Annotated in this window: 20 protein-coding genes; 13 read left to right on the top strand and 7 right to left on the bottom strand. The window is 51.0% G+C overall.

Annotated elements, in window-relative coordinates:
* Nucleotides 1-6: 6 nt before the first annotated feature.
* From MHH78_RS23550 to MHH78_RS23540, 3 genes are all read left to right on the top strand, one after another.
* Nucleotides 7-765, top strand: coding sequence for an ABC transporter ATP-binding protein (locus MHH78_RS23550; protein WP_341168983.1), 759 nt, complete (start codon nt 7-9; stop codon nt 763-765).
* A gap of 74 nt (nt 766-839) precedes the next feature.
* A complete protein-coding gene (locus MHH78_RS23545; RefSeq protein ID WP_341168982.1) occupies nt 840-1,553 on the top strand; it encodes an ABC transporter ATP-binding protein in 714 nt (237 codons plus the stop codon).
* The gene (locus tag MHH78_RS23540) at nt 1,546-3,144 is read left to right on the top strand and encodes a hypothetical protein (RefSeq protein WP_341168981.1); all 1,599 of its coding nucleotides are present in this window, start codon (nt 1,546-1,548) and stop codon (nt 3,142-3,144) included. Before MHH78_RS23545 ends, MHH78_RS23540 begins: the two co-directional genes overlap by 8 nt.
* On the opposite strand, the gene MHH78_RS23535 is transcribed toward MHH78_RS23540, so the two are convergent.
* Both MHH78_RS23535 and MHH78_RS23530 read right to left on the bottom strand, forming a co-directional pair.
* A complete protein-coding gene (locus MHH78_RS23535) occupies nt 3,113-4,450 on the bottom strand; it encodes an MFS transporter (protein ID WP_341168980.1) in 1,338 nt (445 codons plus the stop codon). The two genes, MHH78_RS23540 and MHH78_RS23535, sit on opposite strands and share 32 nt — an antisense overlap.
* Before the next feature lie 79 nt (nt 4,451-4,529).
* The gene (locus tag MHH78_RS23530) at nt 4,530-4,817 is read right to left on the bottom strand and encodes an ArsR/SmtB family transcription factor (protein ID WP_036729848.1); all 288 of its coding nucleotides are present in this window, start codon (nt 4,815-4,817) and stop codon (nt 4,530-4,532) included.
* Between the two features lie 131 nt (nt 4,818-4,948).
* Here MHH78_RS23530 and MHH78_RS23525 point away from each other — a divergent pair, with 131 nt between their 5' ends.
* From MHH78_RS23525 to MHH78_RS23495, 7 genes are all read left to right on the top strand, one after another.
* Nucleotides 4,949-6,025, top strand: coding sequence for a serine hydrolase domain-containing protein (locus MHH78_RS23525; RefSeq protein WP_341168979.1), 1,077 nt, complete (start codon nt 4,949-4,951; stop codon nt 6,023-6,025).
* A gap of 33 nt (nt 6,026-6,058) precedes the next feature.
* On the top strand, nt 6,059-6,544 hold the full coding sequence (locus tag MHH78_RS23520) for a GNAT family N-acetyltransferase (RefSeq protein WP_341168978.1): 486 nt from the start codon (nt 6,059-6,061) through the stop codon (nt 6,542-6,544).
* Nucleotides 6,545-6,562: 18 nt separating this feature from the next.
* The gene (locus MHH78_RS23515) at nt 6,563-7,048 is read left to right on the top strand and encodes a GNAT family N-acetyltransferase (protein WP_341168977.1); all 486 of its coding nucleotides are present in this window, start codon (nt 6,563-6,565) and stop codon (nt 7,046-7,048) included.
* A gap of 410 nt (nt 7,049-7,458) precedes the next feature.
* Nucleotides 7,459-8,397, top strand: coding sequence for a ring-cleaving dioxygenase (locus MHH78_RS23510; protein WP_341168976.1), 939 nt, complete (start codon nt 7,459-7,461; stop codon nt 8,395-8,397).
* A gap of 31 nt (nt 8,398-8,428) precedes the next feature.
* Nucleotides 8,429-9,022 carry a flavin reductase family protein gene (locus tag MHH78_RS23505; RefSeq protein ID WP_341168975.1) on the top strand — a complete coding sequence of 198 codons (594 nt, stop codon included), beginning with the start codon at nt 8,429-8,431 and terminating at the stop codon, nt 9,020-9,022.
* A 235-nt stretch (nt 9,023-9,257) separates the two neighbouring features.
* Nucleotides 9,258-11,687, top strand: coding sequence for an RNA polymerase recycling motor HelD (gene helD / locus MHH78_RS23500; RefSeq protein ID WP_341168974.1), 2,430 nt, complete (start codon nt 9,258-9,260; stop codon nt 11,685-11,687).
* Nucleotides 11,688-11,867: 180 nt separating this feature from the next.
* Nucleotides 11,868-12,857 carry an aldo/keto reductase family protein gene (locus tag MHH78_RS23495; protein ID WP_341168973.1) on the top strand — a complete coding sequence of 330 codons (990 nt, stop codon included), beginning with the start codon at nt 11,868-11,870 and terminating at the stop codon, nt 12,855-12,857.
* A 20-nt stretch (nt 12,858-12,877) separates the two neighbouring features.
* Here MHH78_RS23495 and MHH78_RS23490 read toward each other — a convergent pair whose 3' ends face one another.
* Entirely contained in the window at nt 12,878-13,762 is an 885-nt protein-coding gene (locus tag MHH78_RS23490; RefSeq protein WP_341168972.1) for a LysR substrate-binding domain-containing protein, read from the bottom strand.
* A 214-nt stretch (nt 13,763-13,976) separates the two neighbouring features.
* Nucleotides 13,977-14,318: a hypothetical protein gene (locus tag MHH78_RS23485; RefSeq protein ID WP_155991631.1), complete on the bottom strand. Its 342-nt coding sequence runs from the start codon at nt 14,316-14,318 to the stop codon at nt 13,977-13,979.
* Between the two features lie 238 nt (nt 14,319-14,556).
* Here MHH78_RS23485 and MHH78_RS23480 point away from each other — a divergent pair, with 238 nt between their 5' ends.
* From MHH78_RS23480 to MHH78_RS23470, 3 genes are read left to right on the top strand one after another with little or no spacing between them, the layout of a single operon-like run.
* Nucleotides 14,557-14,976 carry a MerR family transcriptional regulator gene (locus MHH78_RS23480; RefSeq protein ID WP_341168971.1) on the top strand — a complete coding sequence of 140 codons (420 nt, stop codon included), beginning with the start codon at nt 14,557-14,559 and terminating at the stop codon, nt 14,974-14,976.
* A complete protein-coding gene (locus MHH78_RS23475) occupies nt 14,973-15,512 on the top strand; it encodes a hypothetical protein (protein WP_341168970.1) in 540 nt (179 codons plus the stop codon). Before MHH78_RS23480 ends, MHH78_RS23475 begins: the two co-directional genes overlap by 4 nt.
* Nucleotides 15,509-16,051 carry an AAA family ATPase gene (locus tag MHH78_RS23470; protein ID WP_341168969.1) on the top strand — a complete coding sequence of 181 codons (543 nt, stop codon included), beginning with the start codon at nt 15,509-15,511 and terminating at the stop codon, nt 16,049-16,051. Before MHH78_RS23475 ends, MHH78_RS23470 begins: the two co-directional genes overlap by 4 nt.
* 86 nt (nt 16,052-16,137) lie before the next feature.
* Here the strand turns inward: MHH78_RS23470 and MHH78_RS23465 are convergent, their stop codons facing one another.
* From MHH78_RS23465 to MHH78_RS23455, 3 genes are all read right to left on the bottom strand, one after another.
* Nucleotides 16,138-17,100 carry a hypothetical protein gene (locus MHH78_RS23465; protein ID WP_341168968.1) on the bottom strand — a complete coding sequence of 321 codons (963 nt, stop codon included), beginning with the start codon at nt 17,098-17,100 and terminating at the stop codon, nt 16,138-16,140.
* Nucleotides 17,097-17,591, bottom strand: a complete 495-nt coding sequence (locus MHH78_RS23460; protein ID WP_341168967.1) for an RNA polymerase sigma factor — start codon at nt 17,589-17,591, stop codon at nt 17,097-17,099. Before MHH78_RS23460 ends, MHH78_RS23465 begins: the two co-directional genes overlap by 4 nt.
* Before the next feature lie 211 nt (nt 17,592-17,802).
* Nucleotides 17,803-20,460, bottom strand: coding sequence for a family 16 glycosylhydrolase (locus tag MHH78_RS23455; protein ID WP_341168966.1), 2,658 nt, complete (start codon nt 20,458-20,460; stop codon nt 17,803-17,805).
* Nucleotides 20,461-20,642: the final 182 nt, after the last annotated feature.

Here is a 20,642-nt window from a genome sequence, read left to right as displayed (position 1 = left end):
AAGAAGATGAAGAAGATCATTTCGGGAGAAAATATAACCAAACAATATGGCACTGGTGGGGAGCAGCGCAAGGTGCTGGACGGGGTATCCGTCGATATTCACGAAGGCGAATTCGTCTCGGTAATGGGACCCTCAGGCTCAGGGAAGTCCACGTTGATGTTTGCACTGAGCGGAATGGACCGGATCGACTGGGGGCTGGTTACTTTTGAAGGCAGGGATCTGGGATCCCTTGAGGGCGATGAGCTTGCCGACCTCCGCAGAACGGGAATGGGCTTCGTGTTCCAGCAGCCGACACTGATGAAGAATCTGAACATCCTGGACAATATTATTCTGCCGTCGATGCGTGACAACCGGCGGAAGGTTGCAGCGATTACGGATAAGGCGCAGCAGCTTATGGAGAAGGTGGGGATCGCGGAACTGGCGAAGCGTGATATTACGGAGGCTTCGGGCGGACAGCTGCAGCGGGCCGGCATCTGCCGGGCGCTGATGGGCAGTCCGCGCATTATTTTCGGGGATGAGCCAACCGGCGCGCTGAATCTGAAGGCTGCCGAGGAGATCATGGACCTGCTGTCCGGGATCAATGAAGAAGGGACGGCCATCATGCTGGTCACCCATGATGCGACTGTGGCGGCCAGGACGCAGCGGATTATGTTCATGTGCGACGGCCGGATTGTCGATGAAATACGCCTGCCGAAATACAGCGGAGGGACGCTTGAGCACCGCATGAACTTAATCACGGCAAAAATGCGGGAGATTGGGATTTAATATTGAAATGAACCATTAGCCCGGGCTGTTCGTATTATAGTTATTTGCTAACACCAAGGAAGAGGTGAGAGGAAATGCTGACCATCAAGAATTTTACGAAGAGTTACAAAGGCGGGGCTAAAGCGGTGGATGATCTCAGTCTGGTAGTCGAGCGGGGCGACATCTATGGCTTCATCGGCCATAACGGCGCTGGCAAGACCACGACGATCCGCGCTGTGGTGGGCGTGCTTGATTTTGAACAAGGGGAGATTGAAATTGACGGCATCTCAATAAAAAAAGATCCGTTAGCCTGCAAGGCGAAGCTTGCCTACATCCCGGATAACCCGGACTTGTACGATCACCTGACGGGGATTCAGTACCTGAATTTCATCGGCGATCTCTTCAGTGTATCGGGGGCCAACCGGGAGCGGCTGATTGGGCAGTACGGCGATGCCTTCCAGCTCACAGCCAGTCTGGGCGATCTGATCTCCTCGTATTCCCACGGCATGAAGCAGAAGCTGGCCATTATCTCGGCGCTGATTCATGAGCCAAAGCTGCTGGTGCTGGACGAACCCTTTGTCGGCCTTGATCCCAAGGCTGCGCATACGCTGAAGACGATCATGGCAGATGTGTGCAGCAGAGGCAGTGCGATTTTCTTCTCCACGCATGTGCTGGATACTGCTGAGAAGCTCTGCAATAAGATTGCGATCATCAAAGGCGGGCGGCTGATTGCCCATGGTAAGACCGAAGAGGTCAGGGGCGAGAACAGCCTGGAGGATGTATTCATGGAGCTGATCGATCATGATTAATGTCTGGAGATTAACGAAGCTGCAGCTATTGTCTTCCTTCGGCCTCAATAAAGCGCTGCATACGAAAGACCCTGCGGAGAGACGGAAGGCGCTACTGCTCAGCATCGCGATGATAGCCGGGATACTCATGATCGGAGCCGTGTCATTCGGCTACAGCTTCATGATGGCGCAGTCGTTCGAGCAGCTTGGGCGGATGGACTTATTGCTGGCAGTGATGATGGCGGTCACTTCGCTGGTCGGCTTCTTCACTACGGTCTATAAGGCAAGCGGGGTATTATTCAGCTATAAAGACTACGATATGATCATGTCGCTTCCGGTGAAGACCAGCCATGTGGTGGCGAGCCGGGTGCTTCAGCTCTATGTGATGAACCTGTTCTTCACACTGCTGGTCATGCTTCCGGCGGGGGCGGTGTATGCGATACATGTGAAGCCGGGCGTGCTGTTCTATCTGTTTTTCCTATTGACGCTCTTCTTCATTACTCTGTTGCCGATTATAGCGGCTACGCTTGTGGGCACCCTCATTAGCTGGGTCTCTTCCCGGTTCCGGGCGAGCAAAATCCTGAATATGATCCTCACGTTCGCCTTCATCATTATACTGATGCTGGGCTCGTTCACGCTCAATCAAGGGCAGCAGGCGATTGCAGATGTTGGAGCCGCCTTGGGTGATATGATCTTCAAGGTGTATCCTCCGGCTTCCCTGTACGTTGATGCGGTCTGCTCGTACCGGGTAAGTGCCTTGCTCTTCTTCATCGCGGTGTCTGTGCTGGTCTTCATGCTCTTCTCAATCCTGCTGGCGACCCGGTATAAGGCGATTCATACAGGGCTTATGACCAGCCGCGCAAGCCGCGGATATACGATGAAGCCGCTACAGGCTAATTCAGCCTTCAAGGCCTTGTATCTGAAGGAGCTTCGGCGTTATTTCAGCTCAGTCAATTATGTGCTGAACACAGGGATCGGCATGGTGCTGCTCCTGATGATGTCTATTTCCTTATTATTCGTTAGCTCAGAGCAGCTGGGAACCATTCTTGACATCCCGCAGCTGTCGGACTCCCTAAGTACGCTGAGTCCGCTGGTGATCTCTCTGTTTGTTGTTCTGAGCTGCACCACGGCCTGCTCCATTTCGCTGGAAGGCAATCATCTGTGGATCTTGACCAGCTCGCCCGTGCCCAAACCGGCGATTGTATTCAGCAAGGTGGCGGTGAATCTCACCATTACGTTACCCATTACAGCTGTAAGCTGGGGGCTGCTGGCCTATACTCTTCATGCCGGATGGATGGAAAGTATATTAATGCTGGCCGTTCCGGTAATCTATGCCTGCTATTCTGCCCTGCTGGGTGTTATGGTGAACCTGAAGCTGCCCAAGCTGGACTGGACTAGTGAAGTTGCGGCCATCAAGCAGAGTGCGTCGGTGCTGGTAACGATGGTTATCGGCGTTCTCACGCTGGCTGTTCCCGCCATACTGTTCATGCTTCTTCCTGGGGTGGGCGGAAATCTCATCCTGCTGGGATACTGCATTCTAATGGCAGCGGTCTGCGCCGGCATGTACAGATATATCCAGATCAACGGGGAACGGTTATTTCAGAAGCTGTAGCAGCCGGTTTATCTGTGCGGATAATCATGGGTATTAGTGTCACCAGAGCGGCAAAGAACAGAAATATCGCCCAGTAAGGGCTGTTCAGCGACAGCATCCGGCTCGACAGTGCAGGTCCTGCCGCCATGCCCGCGAAGTTAATCAGATTGAACAGCCCGAAGCCTGCGGCACTCGCTGGTGCAGGAACGGTCAGGGGAACGCTATGGTTCAGTCCGATCTGTACAGCGCAATTCCCGATATAGATACACACCAGAGCGACTACTAAGAGGGCCAGAGAGGTGTTAGCTCCTTGAGCCATGAGAACAAAGCCGGCAATGGCTATAAGGCTAAAGACGCTGATCAACCGCTTAGGGGTCCATATCTGCAGCAGACGTCCAGCCAGCAGGTTCGTGCCCACATTGAACAGTGCGGTGGCGAATAGAATCAAGCCGATTGTAACAGGAGATATCCTGTAGGTATGTGTAAGCAGCAATGGAAACAGATAGAGGACTGCCACGATAGAGGCGCTGTTCAGAGAGGTTGCCGCAAGCAGCTTTTGAAAAGGCTTCAGCTTCAGCATATGTATATCTGCAAAAGGGTTCATCCGGTCTTTACTGGCATAAGCCTTCATGAGTACAATCATTATTAGGGTGATGATGAACAGCCAGAGATTCAGGGAAATAGCGAGCAAGAATGAGACGATGATCAGCGTCACCATCACTGCACCTGCCTTATCGAATTGCTGCCGGTCATGGTCTTCTCTGAGGTAAGCTCTAGGCATGAAGGCATAGATCCCGAAGAATCCCAGGGCAATAAGGAACATGAACAGGAAGAGGAAATGCCACCCGAAGAAGGTGGTAATAGCGCCGCCGAGCAAAAAGCCGGCTCCCGAGCCGAGGGTCATCATCGAACTGATTAGGGTTAGACCAAGCTTCCTGTGAGCCGGCTGCAGATAGTGGCTGACGGTTATCATGGACAAGGGAACGAAGCAAGATCCGCCACTGGCTTGAATCACGCGTGCTGCAATGAGCAGGAGGTAGTGCCCGCTGAGGTATCCAAGAATGGAGCCTCCGACAAACAGGCTAATTCCTGTCAGGAGCAGCGTTCTGATCTGATAGTGCTCGGATAATTTGCTGTACGTTAAAGCTCCGATGGAGATGATGCAGGTATAGCAGGTAATGATCAGGCTGGCCTTCGTGGTCGTGAGATGCAGATCGGCTATGATGCTTGGCAGGGCCACGTTAAATAAAATAGCATTAGACACGCCCATCAGCACGAGAAAACATAAGGTTGCCAGCAAGGCAGCCTCTTTGTTTATCATTTTCATCCGTGATTCTCCTTCGTATTCGTTATTGTTTAATAGTCATAAAACTTTATGACTATTAAGGCGAAAAAAAGCTACTGCCCTAGAGAGTAGCTAAGAACCCGGGTAAATAGGCCTCAAAGGTGTCCAGGTTCAAACTGATATGCTTATGTACACCTTCCTTCCTTATATTCACCAGCCCGGATTCAGACAACAGCTTAAGATGATACGAGCTGTTGGATTTGCTGATTCCGAGGCTCTGCCCGACCTCCCCGCAGATAGGGGGCCGCTCTATATTCTTCAGAAAGCGGATAATCTCGATCCGCTTCTCATCCGACAACGTCTGAAATATGCGGACACGCTGCGTGTCCGTTAATGGTTGTAAAGTCATGTGACTATGATACTCTGGGGCATTCTGGTTGTCAACGGCGATGGTGTATCCGCTTTATCATTGCATAGATGTATAATTATGTATTACAGTGTTTTTACAACACCATTCCAAATAAGTTAGGAGATGAACCCGTGCAGTCCCTACTTGAGCAGCTTGAAGATTATACGAATAAATACCTGAAGCTATGGGATTTTTATGGCGTGATTCAAGTGATCCGGAAGGGCGAGGTGATCTTCGAGCGGGCCTGCGGGTATGCAAGCATGGAGTTTGGAATTAAAAATACGCTGGCGTCACGCTTCTCCCTCGCCTCCATGTCGAAGCAGTTTACGGCCTTCGCTGTTATGATGCTGCATGACAAGGGGCTGCTGGATGTTGACCAGCCTGCATACCTGTATCTCCCGGCAGAGCTTGCCATTGATGAGTCTATCACTGTTCATCATCTGCTGTCTCATACCTCGGGTCTATATAACTTTTATAATTTTGAGAACAATTTCTTCGGCGGAGATTACCGGCTGGACTATTCCCGGACAAGGTTCTTCCGGCAATACATTAACAAGAAGCCAACCAAGCCGGCAGGAGCAGAGTACGATTATAATAATTCCAACTACAATCTACTGGCCTGGATCATCGAGCATGTCTCGGGGGAGAGGTACGGGGAGTTTCTCCATAATTATCTCTTCCTGCCTCTAAGGATGACGAACAGTACGGTGGATGACGGTTGCGCCGTGATTGAGAACAGATCAAGCAACTATATCAAAGACTTCGCGGACACCGTCAAATGTCCATATTACAACGAGAAATTCAGCATCGGAGCCGGCGGGACTGTATCGGACTGCGAGGATTTGTACAATTGGTATGCCTGTCTGCGGGACCGGCAGCTCCTGTCCTCTGCGGCTTATGAACGATTCTTCCAGGAGAACGAGAACAACTACTGCTACGGCCTGGAGCATCACCTGCTATACGGTCAAGACCGGTATTCCCATGGGGGCGATCAGCTGGGGATTTGCACGTATATGCAGCATTTTTTCGCTGAGGATTTGTGCATTATCATCCTCTCGAACAATGAAGGCATCAATCAGTACAGACTGGGCCATGCGCTCGCGGATATTCTGCATCAGCTCAGTGAGGAATGTTTAAGGGCGTACTGCGGAACTTACCTCGCAGACAAAATTCAGATCGATCAGCGTCAAGTGATAGGATATAGTTGAAAGTTACAACACACAAGAAAAGAAGGGAAGTAAATGAGCATTGAATTCAGTAAAATCAGTCTGTTTGAACGGGGGACACTGCTTGAATTATTGAAGGATGCCTATTCCTTCGATCGCAGGTATGAGCAGAGCTGTCTGGAGGATTGGCAGGAGTTTGACATCTTTTTCTTTGACAATCTGCAAATTGCGGATAAATATGGGTTCATGACTACGCTGCATGGTAAGGCTATTGGCTTCGTATCCTGGGACCCGAGGCAAATGCCACGATACGCTGAAATTGGCCATAACTGTATTGCAACTGCCTACAAAGGCAAAGGCTACAGTACCCTGCAGCTTCAAGAAGCGGTCGACCGAATCCTGCGGAATGAAGTCGGGCAGATTCGGGTGACCACTAATGATGATCTGATCCCCGCGCAGCGGATGTATGAGTGCGTTGGTTTTGTTTTGCAGCAGAAACGGCACATGGGTCCTGACTCCGTACTTAAGGGTGAACATTGGGATTACGTGTATAGGGTATAAAGTCAGGAGGTACATACAATGAAACAGTCAGATGTTACATTAAGTAAAGCTACGTTGGAGGATGCGGCGGATATTCATGCTATGCAGCTTCAGGCCTTTATGCCGCTCTTGGAGAAATATCAGGATTATGAGACAAATCCGGCTAATGAAACGTTGGAGAGACTCGTAGAACGAATGAATCAGGAATTTGTGGATTACTATATCATCCGAAACGCCGGGAATGCGGTAGGCAGCATCAGAGTCAAGAAAATAGAAGAGCATCATTACTGGCTCGGTCAATTATGTGTAGTTCCGCAATCCCAAGGCCAAGGCATTGCCCAGCAGGCATTCGCCCGGATTGAAGAGATCTATTCGGATGCGAAAACGTGGGGGCTGGCGACCGTCGTGCAGGAGGAGCGAAACTGCTACTTGTATGAAAAGCTGGGCTACAGAAGGACGGGTGAGACCCAACAGATCAACGACAGGCTGACCTTGTGCTTTTATGAGAAAAAGCTTGTTAAGTAAAGTTAATGCTGATAGCTAAGAAATACTGCATAAATTGCAACTCTGGTTGATTAATACCTAAGTATTCGGGAGAAATGTTGTATAAAAAGCAGGAATAGTTCCGTCCAGCTGTCTGGTGGATGCGGAAAGCTGCCTTTTGTGCAACATTTTTTGATTACGGGCCATAGAGTGAGCAGAATGTTGCAATATGTGCAGGATTGTCACTGTTCATCTAGTAAAATGTGTTCAAAAACTATTAGTTCAGCGGCCTCTTCTTAGGAAGGGGCTATTTATTGTACTTAAGTACTTGACAACTGTAACTATAGAAAGTAAAGTGAGGATATAAATTATCTTAACTTAAAGATAATGTTTAACCAAATATATTAAAGTAAAGATATTATTCGATTTTATTAACTTAGGAGGCAATTCAAATGAACAAACAAACCATGGGTATTCATCATATCACCGCGATTGTCGGGCATCCTCAGGAGAATATGGACTTTTATGCAGGGGTACTGGGGTTGCGGCTGGTGAAGCAAACGGTCAATTTCGACGATCCGGGAACGTATCACTTCTACTTCGGCAATGATGGCGGGAAGCCGGGAACGATTATTACCTTCTTCCCGTGGGCGGATGCGTATCAGGGTAAGATCGGCGGCGGGCAGGTTGGTGTGACTTCATATGTGATTCCGGCCCAGGCGATGGCGTTCTGGAGAGAGCGGCTCACGGCATTCAAGGTGGCTTACACAGAGATGGAGCGGTTCGGAGAGCACTACCTGGAATTCGATGATCCGCACGGTCTGCATCTGGAGCTGGTGGAACGGGAGGCGGGTGAGCGTAATGAATGGACCTTCAGCGGCGTAACCCCCGAGGTGGCGATCAAGGGCTTCGGCGGCGCAACACTGCTGTCCACTCAACCTGAACAAACGGCGGAGCTGCTGGAGAAGGTGATGGGACTTACATTCGTGGGGCAGGAAGGCGATGTCGCCCGCTACCGCTCGGCTGCGGATCTGGGCAATGTGATTGAGCTGAAGGTGACGGCTGTACCGCGTGGTGAAATGGGGGTTGGCACTGTCCACCATATTGCCTGGAGAGCGAAGGATGACCAGGATCAGCTTGAATGGCAGGATTATGTGCATGATAATGGATATGGGGTAACGCCTGTGCAGGACCGGAATTATTTCAACGCCATTTACTTCAGAGAGCATGGGGAGATTCTGTTCGAGATCGCTACCGATCCTCCGGGCTTCGCTCATGATGAAACGCCGGAGACGATGGGGACCAGCCTGATGCTGCCGGAACAATACGAGCCGCACAGAGCACAGATTGAACAAGTTCTGCTGCCGGTTACTGTAAGAGAGCTTGACTAATCTGCTTTGACATTAAAAAGGAGGCACGAGCATGATCACTATTGATCCGAAGCACCGCACCGAACGGGATAATTATAAGCTTCTGGTCGGGACGATTATCCCGCGTCCGATTGCTTTTGTAACCACCTTGTCGGAGGGAGGGGTCTTGAACGGTGCGCCGTTCAGCTACTTCAATATCGTATCCTCCAACCCGCCGATGATCTCTATCTCTATTCAGCATGCTGGGGGCCAGTCGAAGGATACTGCACGCAACATTAAGCAAATGAAGGAGTTTGTGGTTCATATTGTGGATGAGCAGAATGTCGGACAGGTGAATATGACTGCCGCGCCTTTGCCGCCGGATCAGAGTGAGATAACCTTAGCCGGAATGACGCCTGTAGATAGCCTGCGCATTAAGGTTCCCGGCGTTCAGGAAGCGAAGGTGCGGATGGAATGTGTCCTTGAGCAGTGTCTGGAGCTGCCAAATACTGATCTGTTGATCGGCAGGATCGTGCAGTTTCATCTGGACGAGGCGATCTACGAGCAGGGGAGAATTAATCCGGTGGCATTAGGGGCGGTCAGCCGTCTGGCCGGGAATAACTATGCGGGGATTGGGGAAATTTTTGAGATCGAGCGGCCTGTGTAATAGGACAGGTTATCACCTAAACAACAAAACCCTGGCGCAAGCGCCAGGGTTAATTATGATTCAGGAAGTATTGCATTCAAAGAAATAATATGCTAATGTTAGAAGACTGTTGACTATTTTCGAAAATCAGATCGGAGGTAACGCATCTTATTTATATCTTAATTATAGCAAAGGGACATCCGGTTTGTCAACCCGCCTGTTTGGGACTATTTCAAGAAAGAGGAGTGATCAGGTGATGGAGAAGGTAAGCAGCTGGGAGCAGGAGCAGGAGTGGCTGGAGCAGGTCAAAGAGAAGCTGAAATCGGGGATCGCAAACCTGGAGCCGGAGGTTGGCCAGCTGAAGGAGCAGGCCACAGATATCCGCCGTAGATTCTGGGAAGAGGTTACGGTCAATACGAGTACGGAGGAGGATTTCGAAGAGAGCTTCTTCACCATTACCCAGCAGGACGCTGTCCTGTCAGAACGGGAACGCAGTCATGCGCGGAAGCTGCGGCAATGGAAGAATATGCAGCGGCTGCTGCCGTCGCCTTATTTTGGCCGGATTGATTTTCACGAGGAGGGTCAGAAGGCTGTGGAACAGGTCTATATCGGAGTGTCCTCCTTCATCGAAGAGGATGGTCTGAGCTTCGTGGTCTATGACTGGCGGACCCCCATTGCGAGCCTGTACTACGACTATCCGCCAGGAAAAGCAGCCTTCGACACACCCGGAGGACGGATTAGCGGAACGATGGAACTGAAGCGGCAGTACCAGATCCGTGATGGTCAGCTCCAGCATTTGTTCGATTCGAGCGTTACGATCGGAGATGAGCTGCTCCAGCAGGTGCTTGGCAAAGGCGCAGATTCACAAATGAAGAGCATTGTAGCCACGATTCAGGCGGAGCAGAACGCGATTATCCGTAACGATACGAGCCGGATGCTTATTGTGCAGGGAGCGGCGGGCAGCGGCAAAACCTCGGCAGCGCTCCAGCGCGTAGCCTATCTGCTGTACAAACACCGCGAGCGGCTTACGGCGGATCAGATTGTGTTATTTTCCCCTAACCCGATGTTCAACAGCTATGTATCTACCGTTCTTCCGGAGCTGGGTGAAGAGAATATGCAGCAGGTCACCTTTCAGGAATATCTGGAAACATGGCTGGGGCAGGATTACCGGATTGAAGATTCGTTCGATCAGATGGAATACGTGCTTACCGCTCAGCAGGAAGAGGGGTATGAAGCCCGTCTCAAGGGAGTCGGATATAAGGCGTCGGAAGCCTTCCTCCGGGCACTTCAGGGTTATGCGCAGTGGCTGAAGCTGGAGGGAATGCTGTTCAAGGACATTCGCTTCCGGGACCGCGTGTTAATCTCGGGGGAGCTAATCAAGAGCAAGCTGTACAGCTATGATCCTTCGATTCGTCTGCCTAACCGGATTACGCTGGTGCAGAAATGGCTGCTCGAAGAGCTGACCAGACTGCAAAAGCTGGAGCAGGGAGCCTCCTGGGTAGAGGAAGAGATGAATTACCTCGACAATGACCAATACGCTGAAGTATACCGGATGCTGCACAGGGAACGGGGCGTGTTTGATTTTGCCGAGAAATACCTCCGCCTTCAGGAATTGCTGGTCCACAAGCGCGAGCAGGATGAGAGTGACTTTGATTTCGCCGAACGGGAGGAAGAGCTGCTGGCCCAGATGATCGTGAAGGAGCAGTTCAAACCGCTGAGACGGGGGATCAGGAAGTTCACCTTTATCGACATGGCCGGGCTCTACCGTCAATTGTTCAGTGATGAAACGGCCTACAGGGAAATGACGGGTGAAGCGGAGGTGCCGGAGCTGTGGCCGCAGATCTGTGCGCAGACACGGGAGATGCTGGATAGCGGGACACTCTGGTATGAAGATGCGACCCCGTATTTGTATTTAAAAGAGCTAATCGAAGGTGTGCGGACGAATACGCAGGTGCGGCATATTTTTGTGGATGAAGGCCAGGATTATTCCATGTTCCAGTATGAGTTCCTCAAAAAGCTGTTTCCGCGTGCCCGCATGACGGTGCTGGGAGACTTCGGCCAGGCGATCTTCACGCAGGCGACGAATCTGTATGGAAGCAGCTCGCCGCTGCTGAAGCTCTATGGAGAAGAAGAGACTAGCCAGTTCCTGCTGGTCCGCAGCTACCGCTCGACCTTTGAGATTGTGGAGTTTACGAAGCGGCTGCTGCCCGGCGGCGAGGCGATTGTGGCTTTTGAACGGAGGGGCCGGAAGCCGGTATTAGCTAAACTGGACAATCGTGAGTTGAAGGCAGAGTGCATCGTGAAAGATCTCGCGGAGCTTCAGGCTGAAGGCTATAGCTCCATCGCTGTGATTACGAAGACGGCCGCAGAGAGCAGAGAAGCTTATGAGTGCCTGACTGCCCAAGGTGGCGCCCTGGAGCTGAGGCTGATTACGAAGAATACGCCAACTTTTGAAAAAGGAATACAGGTGATCCCCGCTTATCTTGCCAAAGGCGTGGAGTTCGATGCCGTACTGATCTATGACTCCTCCCCGCAGACGTATCACAGGGAGAGTGAGCGAAAGCTTTTTTATACGGCATGTACTCGGGCTATGCACCGGCTGCAGTTGTATACTGCGGGGGAGTGGACGCCGTTTGTCGGTGGGGTAGATGGGGCGTTGTATGAGCAGACAGTAGCTACGCTATAGATCTAAGAAGGCCTCTCCAATTTAATGGAGGGGTCTTTGCTTGTTGAGCTTGGTTCAACTATGAGAACACAGTGAATAGCTCTGTGATATTTTTTTCATATCAAAATACTCATTAAATGATATTTCACCTATTAATAGTAATTTGTTACGCTTAAATGGCTATTAAAAGGAGGTAAGAAGATGGAATATCGGAAATTGGGTGCCAGCGGCTTATCGGTCAGTGAGATTGCTTTTGGAAACTGGATTACGCATGGGGCTCAAGTGGATAATGACACCGCTAAAGCTTGTGTCCATGCTGCATTGGATGCGGGAATTACTACATTTGACACCGCGGATGTGTATTCGGACACGAAGGCGGAGACGGTGCTGGGGCAAGTCTTGTCAGGAGTGCGGCGCGAAAGCATCGAGTTATGTACCAAGGTCTATCAGCCTACAGGAACAGGACCTAATGACCGTGGTCTATCCCGGAAGCATATTATGGAAGCTTGTAACTCCTCGTTAAACAGGCTACAGACGGATTATATAGATATTTATTATGCCCATAGATTTGATAAAAAGGTTTCGCTGGAGGAGACCTTCCTGGCATTCTCTGATCTGGTGCGTCAAGGGAAGGTTCTGTATGTCGGAATCAGCGAATGGACGGCTGAACAGATCACACAAGCCGCGGTTTGGGCCCGGGAGCTGAGGGTTCCTCTGGTGGCCAGCCAGCCGCAATATTCGATGCTATGGCGGGTAATTGAAGCGGAGGTTATTCAGGCTTCTGAGCAGGAAGGGATCGGGCAGGTTGTCTGGTCACCGCTGGCCCAAGGCATTTTGTCGGGAAAATATCTGCCGAATCAACCGGTCCCGCAGGGGTCCCGTGCTTCGACTTCAGCGGGTTCTCCGTTTTTTGAACGATTGGCTGGCCAGTGGCTGCATACAGAGGTTCTTACGGCTGTATCCCGGCTGTCCTCACTTGCACACGAAGCGGGGCTGACGCTTCCGCAATTAGCCATAGCATGGGTGCTGCAGAATCCGCAGGTGTCGGCTGCAATCATAGGGGCATCCAGACCAGAGCAGGTACAAGAGAATGTGAAGGCTTCGGGGGTGCGTCTTGAACCTGATTTGCTGAGTGAGATTGACAGAATATTAGAGGGACTGGTTGAGCGTGATCCTGCAAAAACCGGCTGAATAACGCTGGCGTTCACCTTTCATCTGGAATTATGCTCTTGTAAAATCTCTATAAATGCAGAGAGGATGGCCTGATTCGTATCCGTTCTCCAGGCAGCATAGAAGGGGACAGGCGGGACATTGTCTTCAAAGGGTCTGAATACGACTCCGCTGCGCTGGAAGACGGAAACTGAAGAAGGGACAATGGAAACCCCCAGGTTCGCTGCTACAAGGTTCACAATGGTATACATTTGTACGGCTTCCTGTACAACCTGAGGGTAGACATCATGCTCAGCGCAAAAGCCCATAATCAGATCATGAAAAGGAAGACCGTGCTTACGGGGAAAGAAGATAAAAGGCTCGGAACGCAAAGCGGAGACTGGCAATGCAGGCAGCTTGGCGAGCGGATGTTGATCAGGCAATACGGCAACCAGAGTTTCGTTGATCAAGCTGCAATGATTAATATTCTGTGCCGGCTCAATGAAGCGCATGAATCCAATATGGATGGTACCGTCGTGCAAGGCCTGCCATTGTTGGGCAGAAGTCATTTCCAGCAGGTTCAGCTGTATTTGAGGGAACCGTTGCCGGAATATTTTGAGCACATCGACCATGATTCCGCCCTCTGCTGAACCGATGAAAGCAATGTTCAAATGTCCAATGATGCCTTGGCTTGCCAATCGCACAGTTTGAATAGACCGCTCCAGTTGAGATAAGATCCGGCTGGCTTCCTCCCAAAAAACAGCTCCCGCTGGTGTGAGGCGGACCTGACGTTTATTCCGTTCAAATAACTTCACACCCAGTTCTTGTTCCAGAGCTTGAATCTGCTGGGTCAACGGAGGCTGTGTCATATTTAATTTCTCTGCGGCACGATGGAAATGAAGCTCTTCCGCCACCGCAATGAAGTATTGTAATTTTCGTATATCCATTGTTGTGGTCCTCTTTTCCTACAGATAAAGCTAGTATAGCATCATAAGGGAAGTAGGGGGTTGGCTGCGCTGTATGGGCCTAATTTATTGTTGTAAATTCTTTCGACCAGGAAACTATTAGCTAAAAACACCCTTACCAACATTAGGGGACAGTCCCTGGTCAGAGAGGGTGTTTTATGATTTTAATAATTGCATAAATTATGAATATTAGGAGTTATTGTACAGTTACTTTAAATATCAATCTGTCACCTTGTGGAGTGATCTCAGCAGCTACAACCGAATATCCTGGAGAAAGACCGATGAATCTTCCATCTTCTGTTACTAGCAAACTGCCATCCCACCGAAGGAAATGCCATAGATAAGGGTAAAATTCAACAGTTTCACCTACAGCAATTGTTAAATCGCGAACATAATCATTAGGCGCGGATTGAGCAACATTAGTTGGAAGGAATGCGTTGGGAGCCAGAGTAGTTTCAACGCTAGAAGCAAAGGATGTTGATCCTAAAGAAAAACAGGCAGATACAGTCAATAACCCGGCGAGCAATTTCTTATTCATAAATTCTCACTCCATTTCAAATATTAGGATATTATTAAATATTACAGAAGAAATATCCATATGTAAAGGGTTATACATAAAAATATGAATTAATTTATTAATAAAGGGAATTAGGATGAGATATTATTCCACTTCACTCTGTCAAAACATGAATATTGACAACACAATATAGTTACACTAGACTGTAACGTATACAGTGTAGTGTAACTATATTGTTTGGATAAGAAAGGGGAGTACGATGCATACGTACACTGCTAAGCAGTTGGCTGAGGTGTTACAGAATGAAGATCCTCAGATGAATCTGCGGACGGTCAGGTATTATACGCAGATCGGGATGCTGCCGCCGCTGGAACTGGTGGGCAATAAGAGGGCGTATACAGATAGTCATTTGCATTATTTACGGGCGATCCTTGTATTAACCAGGAGCGGCGAGACGTTGGCCTCGGCCCAAGAGAAGTTAGCCGGACTGACGATGGACGAAATCATGAAGCTGGGCGATAACCTGCGGCTCTACCAATCGGATCAGATGCTCCAGAGTGAGCTGCATGTTGTTAGTGAGGATGTCATTCTCTCCGTTAGTCCGCGCATCTCAACGGCGCTGAAGGAGAAGATGCTTGAGACGATTACTAGACTACTTCAAGAGGAGGGGCAGGTATGATCCATATCCGCTTTGCAAAATCTGCTATAGAGCAGGAAGAAGGAATGAATCATCTCTGGCTTCACATCGCGCTGCCCGGCGGGGTGCAGAATGCCCGCTTACAATTAATACTTCCGGCAGGGCTTCACCGGTCCCCTAATCTGAATGGTGCTGTTGAAGACAGCAGTGGGAGAATATGGATTGACGATACGCAGTCAGTAACGGACCTGTACGTTGAAATCTTCACCCGGGAGCCGGTCCCTTGCGGGGAGTATAGTCTGGCGGTTGAATTGTCTTACACCGGTAGGGATGGAACCGGTACCAATGTTAAGCAGGTGATTCCGCTGAAGGTCGTGTCTGAGGAGGAGTCGGTGGAGATTCATACCGATGAGGAAGTGGTGCGCAGAATTAAAGAACTGCGACTTCCACAAGACAAAAGTGAGCTGAATGAGTATAACGAATACACCCCGGCCAAGCTAATCAGGCTTGATTCCAACGCTATGTCGGAATGGGAGAAGAAATACCGCGTGGAAGGAGCTAAGATCGAGAGCATATGAGAACCCAATTACCATTATTCATTATCACCGGAGCCAGCGGAGTAGGTAAAACCACGGTCATGCATGAGTTGAGGGAGCAGATGCCGGAATTTGTTCTGTTCAGTACGGATGACGATAATTTCGGGACGACGGGGAAGAAGCTGGAGTACCAGGACCGGTATAATGTGCTGTTTCATTGTGCGCATGCCGTTGCGTTGTCGGGAAGAGGAACGATTATTTGCGGGACGATGATGCCCTGGGACGCCAAGAAATGCGATGTTTATGATGCTTTCAGTGAAGTGCACTTTATTAACCTGCATTGTGACGATGCCACCCGTAATGCCCGCCTGCGGGGCCGGGAGGATGCAGCGACCTGGACCGAAGATATGCTCAGGCAGCACGAGGAATTCGCGCAGTGGCTGTTGGACCATGCAGATACGGAGTATGATCCGCCGATGCCTACTTTTGACTCCACTTCTACACCTCCGGCCGCGCTGGCTGAACAGATCAAGGAGTATATTAAGGAAAAATGGAAGGGTAGCACGGGAATTGTCTCTTAGGTGAATAAATCTGCGGTGTATAGGATGGTTTACTTTCTATTCGTGTGTAAAAGCTTAAGGCCATCCCGGCAGGGATGGCCTTTGAACTATTTTAGGTTATCCCACAGCGCCTGGAAGGCACCGGGCTCAACCTCGAAGAATACTGGCGCATTGCCGTAGCGCACAAGTCCCTTGCCGAACAAGGTTAGCTCAACCCGGGCTTTGTCAGCAAGTTCGAGGTAAACCAGCTTGCGGTCCTCATTGTCATAGATGCCTTGCGCCATGAGCGAGTCTGCGGACAGCGGCTTGGCGGCATTAAGCGCGCTCAGGAAGCCGTTAAGCGCTGCGCCTTCCGGCAGCGGAAGGTATTGCTGCTTGCTGTTGTTCCAGCTATCGAAGCTCTCCCACTGGGCAGAGGCGATGCGCCCGTCCAGGTTCAGCTTGCCGATCAGATCGGCTCCGCTGTTCACGGTAATTCCGTTCGTATGTTCGTACAGCTCCGCGAACACCTGACCGTCTGCCTCTGTATAAGACATGACCAGGAAGCCGGAATCATATCCTTTGACAGCATAGATATCCGTCTCCCCGATGTTCGAGGCCAGCTCCGTATACGCATCCTTGCCGCTCCATTCATCAATCCCGCTGGTGGTGCGGCCCAGCTTCTCCCCGCGCAGTGCAGCCGCATCGGCCGCTTCAATGCGGATCGCCGCCTGGGTATAGATATTGCCCTGGTAGACGACCAGGCCGATCATATCGGCTTGGGCACCGGAGCTTTTATCCGACAGCTCGATCTTGGGAATGACGACTCCGGCAGAATTCCCTGCCGAAGGCGTGCCCGGATCTACCTGGGCTACTTGATTAGGGGAAGCTGTACCATTTAGCTGCTGCATTACGCTGGGTCCGGCCAGGCCGATTCCGGCGGCGACCAACACGCTTGCTGCGATATAGACCATCTTACGCGGACGGCGCTTTTGTTCCATTTTACCTTCTAATCCTTGCTTCATTTCTCTGCTTGAACTCATAGTATCCACCGCTTTCTTGTATTGGTTTCGAAACTGATCTTCCTTCATTCCGCTTCTGCTCCTTCCAGTTCCAGTCTTAACAGCTGACGTCCGCGCTGAAGTCTCATCTTCACGGCCGACTCGCTGATCTGCAGAATTCTGCTGATCTCCTGGACAGGGTAATCCTCATAATAGTACAGATGAATGACAGTCTTATACTTCACCGGCAGGGCCAGCACGAGCTGCAAGACCGCCAGCTCCTCGGGGTTATCGGCCGTAACCTGCTCCACCCCTTCGAGCTTGACCTCGCGCTTGCGCCAGCCTCTGCCCAGCAGATTCTTGCAATGATTGGTGATGACCCGGATCAACCAGGCCTTCTGGTGTTCGTCATCCTTGAATACGGGAGCCTTCTCCATCAGCTTGATGAAGGTGTCCTGCGTAGCCTCTTCGGCATCCTGGCGGCTGCCCAGATGAACCAGGGCAATCCGGTACAGCATATCTGCATATTGTTCGTAGCTCTTCATCACAGGATGGCCCGGCCGGGTCATGGGTTGCTGCATGAGGTTATGCCCTCCTTTATCTATAACACCCTTTAGGACGGCATCCGGTCACATTTTGTTTCCGGGAATTTATTCTGCTTGTTCTAAGCTCACCCTGATACAGCAAAAAACAGGGGATGAAGAAGTCCAAGACTTCCTCATCCCCTGTGATAGAGGCCGTATGAAGCGGCCGGCTCATCCGGTCACTTATCTGTTTGCAGGAATCCTGCTGTTACTCGGGGGTTCCCTGGGTTACCCCGTGAACATAAGTCTTCCAGGGGGTGTCCAGCGCCCCTTGTCCCGGATTGTAAGTGAAGAAATACTCTACGGAATCGCCTTGCTGCACGTTATTGACCGCGTAGGTGTAATTGCCGTTGCCTGCGGAGGTCATGGCTACGTTCTGCTGGCCGCCGCCGTTGATCTTGTAATGCAGATCAGCAAAGGTGGCGCCGTTCACATAGAAGAGCAGGTTATTGCCTGTTTTCTTCAAGCCGCGCACCTGATCTCCAATCACAATGGTCGCTGGCGGCGGGGAGACTACAGTGATTGTGCTACTCGAGGTTTTGCTGCCATCAGCGGTTGTGGCTGTTACGGTAGTGGTGCCTGTAGCCAGTCCGGTGACGAGACCGCTCTGGCTTACTGAAGCGGTGCTGCTGTTCGCCACGCTCCAGGTCACCTGCTTGTTAGAGGCATTGGATGGCGACACGTTAGCCGTTAACTGGACGCTCTGTCCAACCTGCACCTCAGAGGCAGATGGAGTTATGGAAACACCGCTCACCGGAACGCTTCCGGGATTGCCCGGGTTCCCGGGATTTCCGCCGCCGCTGCCTTCCTTATACACCCGTACATAATCGACCTGCATCGTTGCCGGAATATCGGACGGAGCCGGAGTCAGTCCGCCGTCGAAATGTCCGCCCACTGCCAGATTCATAATCAGATAGAAGGGCTTGTCGAAGGGAGCATTAGGGTTGTTCGGTGCCGCTACAGAATACCACTGCTCTCTATTTACCTTGAAGAAGAATTTGCCGTCCACATACCATTTCACGTTGTCTTCTTCCCAGACCATGGAATATACGTGATAGTCGTTCGCAAAGGTCTGACCTTGCGGGAAGTGATACTCCCCGGCGATGTACTTGTTCACCGGCCATTGTCCGCCGAAGTGAACCGCGCCGCTGGTTGTGCCGGGCAGCCGTCCCTTGGCTTCCATGATGTCAATCTCGCCGGATGCCGCCCAGGCACCGTAAGCCGCATCCTGTGGCAGCATCCACAGGGCGGGCCAGATCCCGTTCCCTGTCGGCAGCTTGGCACGGATGTCCACCCGGCCGTACTGGAAGGATAGATGGTCTTTGGTGTTGATTTTGCCGGAGGAATATTGTGCATAACGGTTCGGGTCCTGCGGGAAGGACTTCGGATCGTTCTTGGCCCGGATATTCAGTTGTCCGTTCTGGACAAATACATTCTCGGTACTATTCGTATAATGCTGCAGCTCGTTATTCCCCCAGCCCCAGCTGTTAGGGTCATTGGTGATATAGTAACCCTGCTCATAGTTCCACTTGCTGGTATCCAGTACGGTTCCGCTGAACTCATCCTGCCAGAGCAGGTTCATGCCCGCTACGGCAGGATCTGATGGAGTACCCAACGTAATATCTTCCTGATCGCTTTCATCTGGACGCGGGGCATTCGGATTGCCGGTGAAGGTATAATACACATAATTGCTGCCGATATTGCCGCCCTGCTGGCCGTTTAACGGATAGCCGATGCGGATCTCCATATTCTCCTGGATCGGCTGGAACCACAGTCCATAGACGTAATCGGCCCAATAGCCCCACTGGTTGGCCGCGGACATATTGTTGTAGCCGTTGCCTGCATAGACGAAGCCGCTCTGGGCGGAATTGCTCAGATCGACCCACTGGCCGCCGATTTTGATCTGATACACATATTTGTTCAGCTCGCTGCCAATCGGTGCGCCCCCGTCAATTTTCGGCAAAGGGAAACCGATAGATCCGTTGTTATCCGCAGTGAAAGCTGTGCCTTCATAAGCGGATAGGACATAGGAAGTTCTGACGGGCTGATTGAAGGTAAGGGTGTAGATCACGTTCGCGGATGAGGTCTTGGACTCCAGCTTGACGTTGATTGATTCGGTGATCGTGAACCAGTATCCGCCGCCGCCTTCAGTGAACTGGCCGAAGTTGCTGTCGTAGATCCAGCCGCTGGCTGCATTGTTATCAATGTCAATCCAGGTGCTGCTGTTCACCGGCTTCACATAGACCTTCAGATCATCGGCCACAGCTTCATAGGTGAGCGTCGGATCATTATTGAAGGTAGGGTAGGTGAAGCCTGCGCCGCCCGTGAAGCCTGCTGTAATCTGCGGGCCCTGGGTCGGTGCCATTGCGGTGATGGTGGTCTTGTTCAGGTTCTGAAAAGCCAGTGTATAATTCAGCGTAACCCCGCTATTCGCCTTAGAGTGGAGCTGGATCTCGGTTGTAGCCGATAGGGTGAACCAGTAGCCGTTCTGTCCGCTGTCGCTCCAGTGCCCCCAGTTCTGGTTGTAGACAAAGCCGCCTGCGCTGTCAATGTCTACCCAATTGCCATTTACTTTCACTTTGACGCCTACATCATCCGAAACATCGCTCCAGGACGCAGCCCCGCCGTTGAATACCGGCATCACGAACCCGTAGCTCGCCTGCCCGACGCCTGATTTGGAGATGACCGGACCGTCTGCCGCTGAGAAATAAGCCATTGAGCTAACTGTAGTACCTGCGGCCTCTGCGCGCTGAATGCCTGAAGCAGGGAGCTGGCCGATGCCGGACAGCAGCAGCAGGACCAGGAACAGACTAAGCACCTTCTGCTTGAAACCGGGTTGCATTTGCATAGTATAAAGTCGCTTCATACTTGCCCTCCTTTAATTAAATGGTAGTGAAGGTAACCGCTTACATGTGAGAGAACATCTTTATTCTATCGAAACTTATATCCCGCTAAAAGGGACAATCCTTTTTGTTTTGACCCAATTTTTTGGGTCGCTTAGCTGCTGCGGCGAAAATATTGGCCAGTGCGTGTCCAGAAACATCATGA

This window comes from Paenibacillus sp. FSL H3-0333, from assembly GCF_038002805.1.
Taxonomy (GTDB): Bacteria; Bacillota; Bacilli; order Paenibacillales; family Paenibacillaceae; genus Paenibacillus_AQ; species Paenibacillus_AQ silagei.
This window is presented reverse-complemented; position numbering and strand designations above follow the sequence as displayed.

Bases quoted from the DNA above. Each gene is read 5' to 3' on its own strand.
- MHH78_RS23550 (WP_341168983.1), top strand. From the start codon at position 7: ATGAAGAAGATCATTTCGGGAGAAAATATAACCAAACAATATGGCACT.
- MHH78_RS23545 (WP_341168982.1), top strand. From the start codon at position 840: ATGCTGACCATCAAGAATTTTACGAAGAGTTACAAAGGCGGGGCTAAA.
- MHH78_RS23540 (WP_341168981.1), top strand. From the start codon at position 1,546: ATGATTAATGTCTGGAGATTAACGAAGCTGCAGCTATTGTCTTCCTTC.
- MHH78_RS23535 (WP_341168980.1), bottom strand. From the start codon at position 4,450: ATGAAAATGATAAACAAAGAGGCTGCCTTGCTGGCAACCTTATGTTTT.
- MHH78_RS23530 (WP_036729848.1), bottom strand. From the start codon at position 4,817: ATGACTTTACAACCATTAACGGACACGCAGCGTGTCCGCATATTTCAG.
- MHH78_RS23520 (WP_341168978.1), top strand. From the start codon at position 6,059: ATGAGCATTGAATTCAGTAAAATCAGTCTGTTTGAACGGGGGACACTG.
- MHH78_RS23515 (WP_341168977.1), top strand. From the start codon at position 6,563: ATGAAACAGTCAGATGTTACATTAAGTAAAGCTACGTTGGAGGATGCG.
- MHH78_RS23510 (WP_341168976.1), top strand. From the start codon at position 7,459: ATGAACAAACAAACCATGGGTATTCATCATATCACCGCGATTGTCGGG.
- MHH78_RS23505 (WP_341168975.1), top strand. From the start codon at position 8,429: ATGATCACTATTGATCCGAAGCACCGCACCGAACGGGATAATTATAAG.
- helD (WP_341168974.1), top strand. From the start codon at position 9,258: ATGGAGAAGGTAAGCAGCTGGGAGCAGGAGCAGGAGTGGCTGGAGCAG.
- MHH78_RS23495 (WP_341168973.1), top strand. From the start codon at position 11,868: ATGGAATATCGGAAATTGGGTGCCAGCGGCTTATCGGTCAGTGAGATT.
- MHH78_RS23490 (WP_341168972.1), bottom strand. From the start codon at position 13,762: ATGGATATACGAAAATTACAATACTTCATTGCGGTGGCGGAAGAGCTT.
- MHH78_RS23485 (WP_155991631.1), bottom strand. From the start codon at position 14,318: ATGAATAAGAAATTGCTCGCCGGGTTATTGACTGTATCTGCCTGTTTT.
- MHH78_RS23480 (WP_341168971.1), top strand. From the start codon at position 14,557: ATGCATACGTACACTGCTAAGCAGTTGGCTGAGGTGTTACAGAATGAA.
- MHH78_RS23475 (WP_341168970.1), top strand. From the start codon at position 14,973: ATGATCCATATCCGCTTTGCAAAATCTGCTATAGAGCAGGAAGAAGGA.
- MHH78_RS23470 (WP_341168969.1), top strand. From the start codon at position 15,509: ATGAGAACCCAATTACCATTATTCATTATCACCGGAGCCAGCGGAGTA.
- MHH78_RS23465 (WP_341168968.1), bottom strand. From the start codon at position 17,100: ATGAAGGAAGATCAGTTTCGAAACCAATACAAGAAAGCGGTGGATACT.
- MHH78_RS23460 (WP_341168967.1), bottom strand. From the start codon at position 17,591: ATGCAGCAACCCATGACCCGGCCGGGCCATCCTGTGATGAAGAGCTAC.
- MHH78_RS23455 (WP_341168966.1), bottom strand. From the start codon at position 20,460: ATGAAGCGACTTTATACTATGCAAATGCAACCCGGTTTCAAGCAGAAG.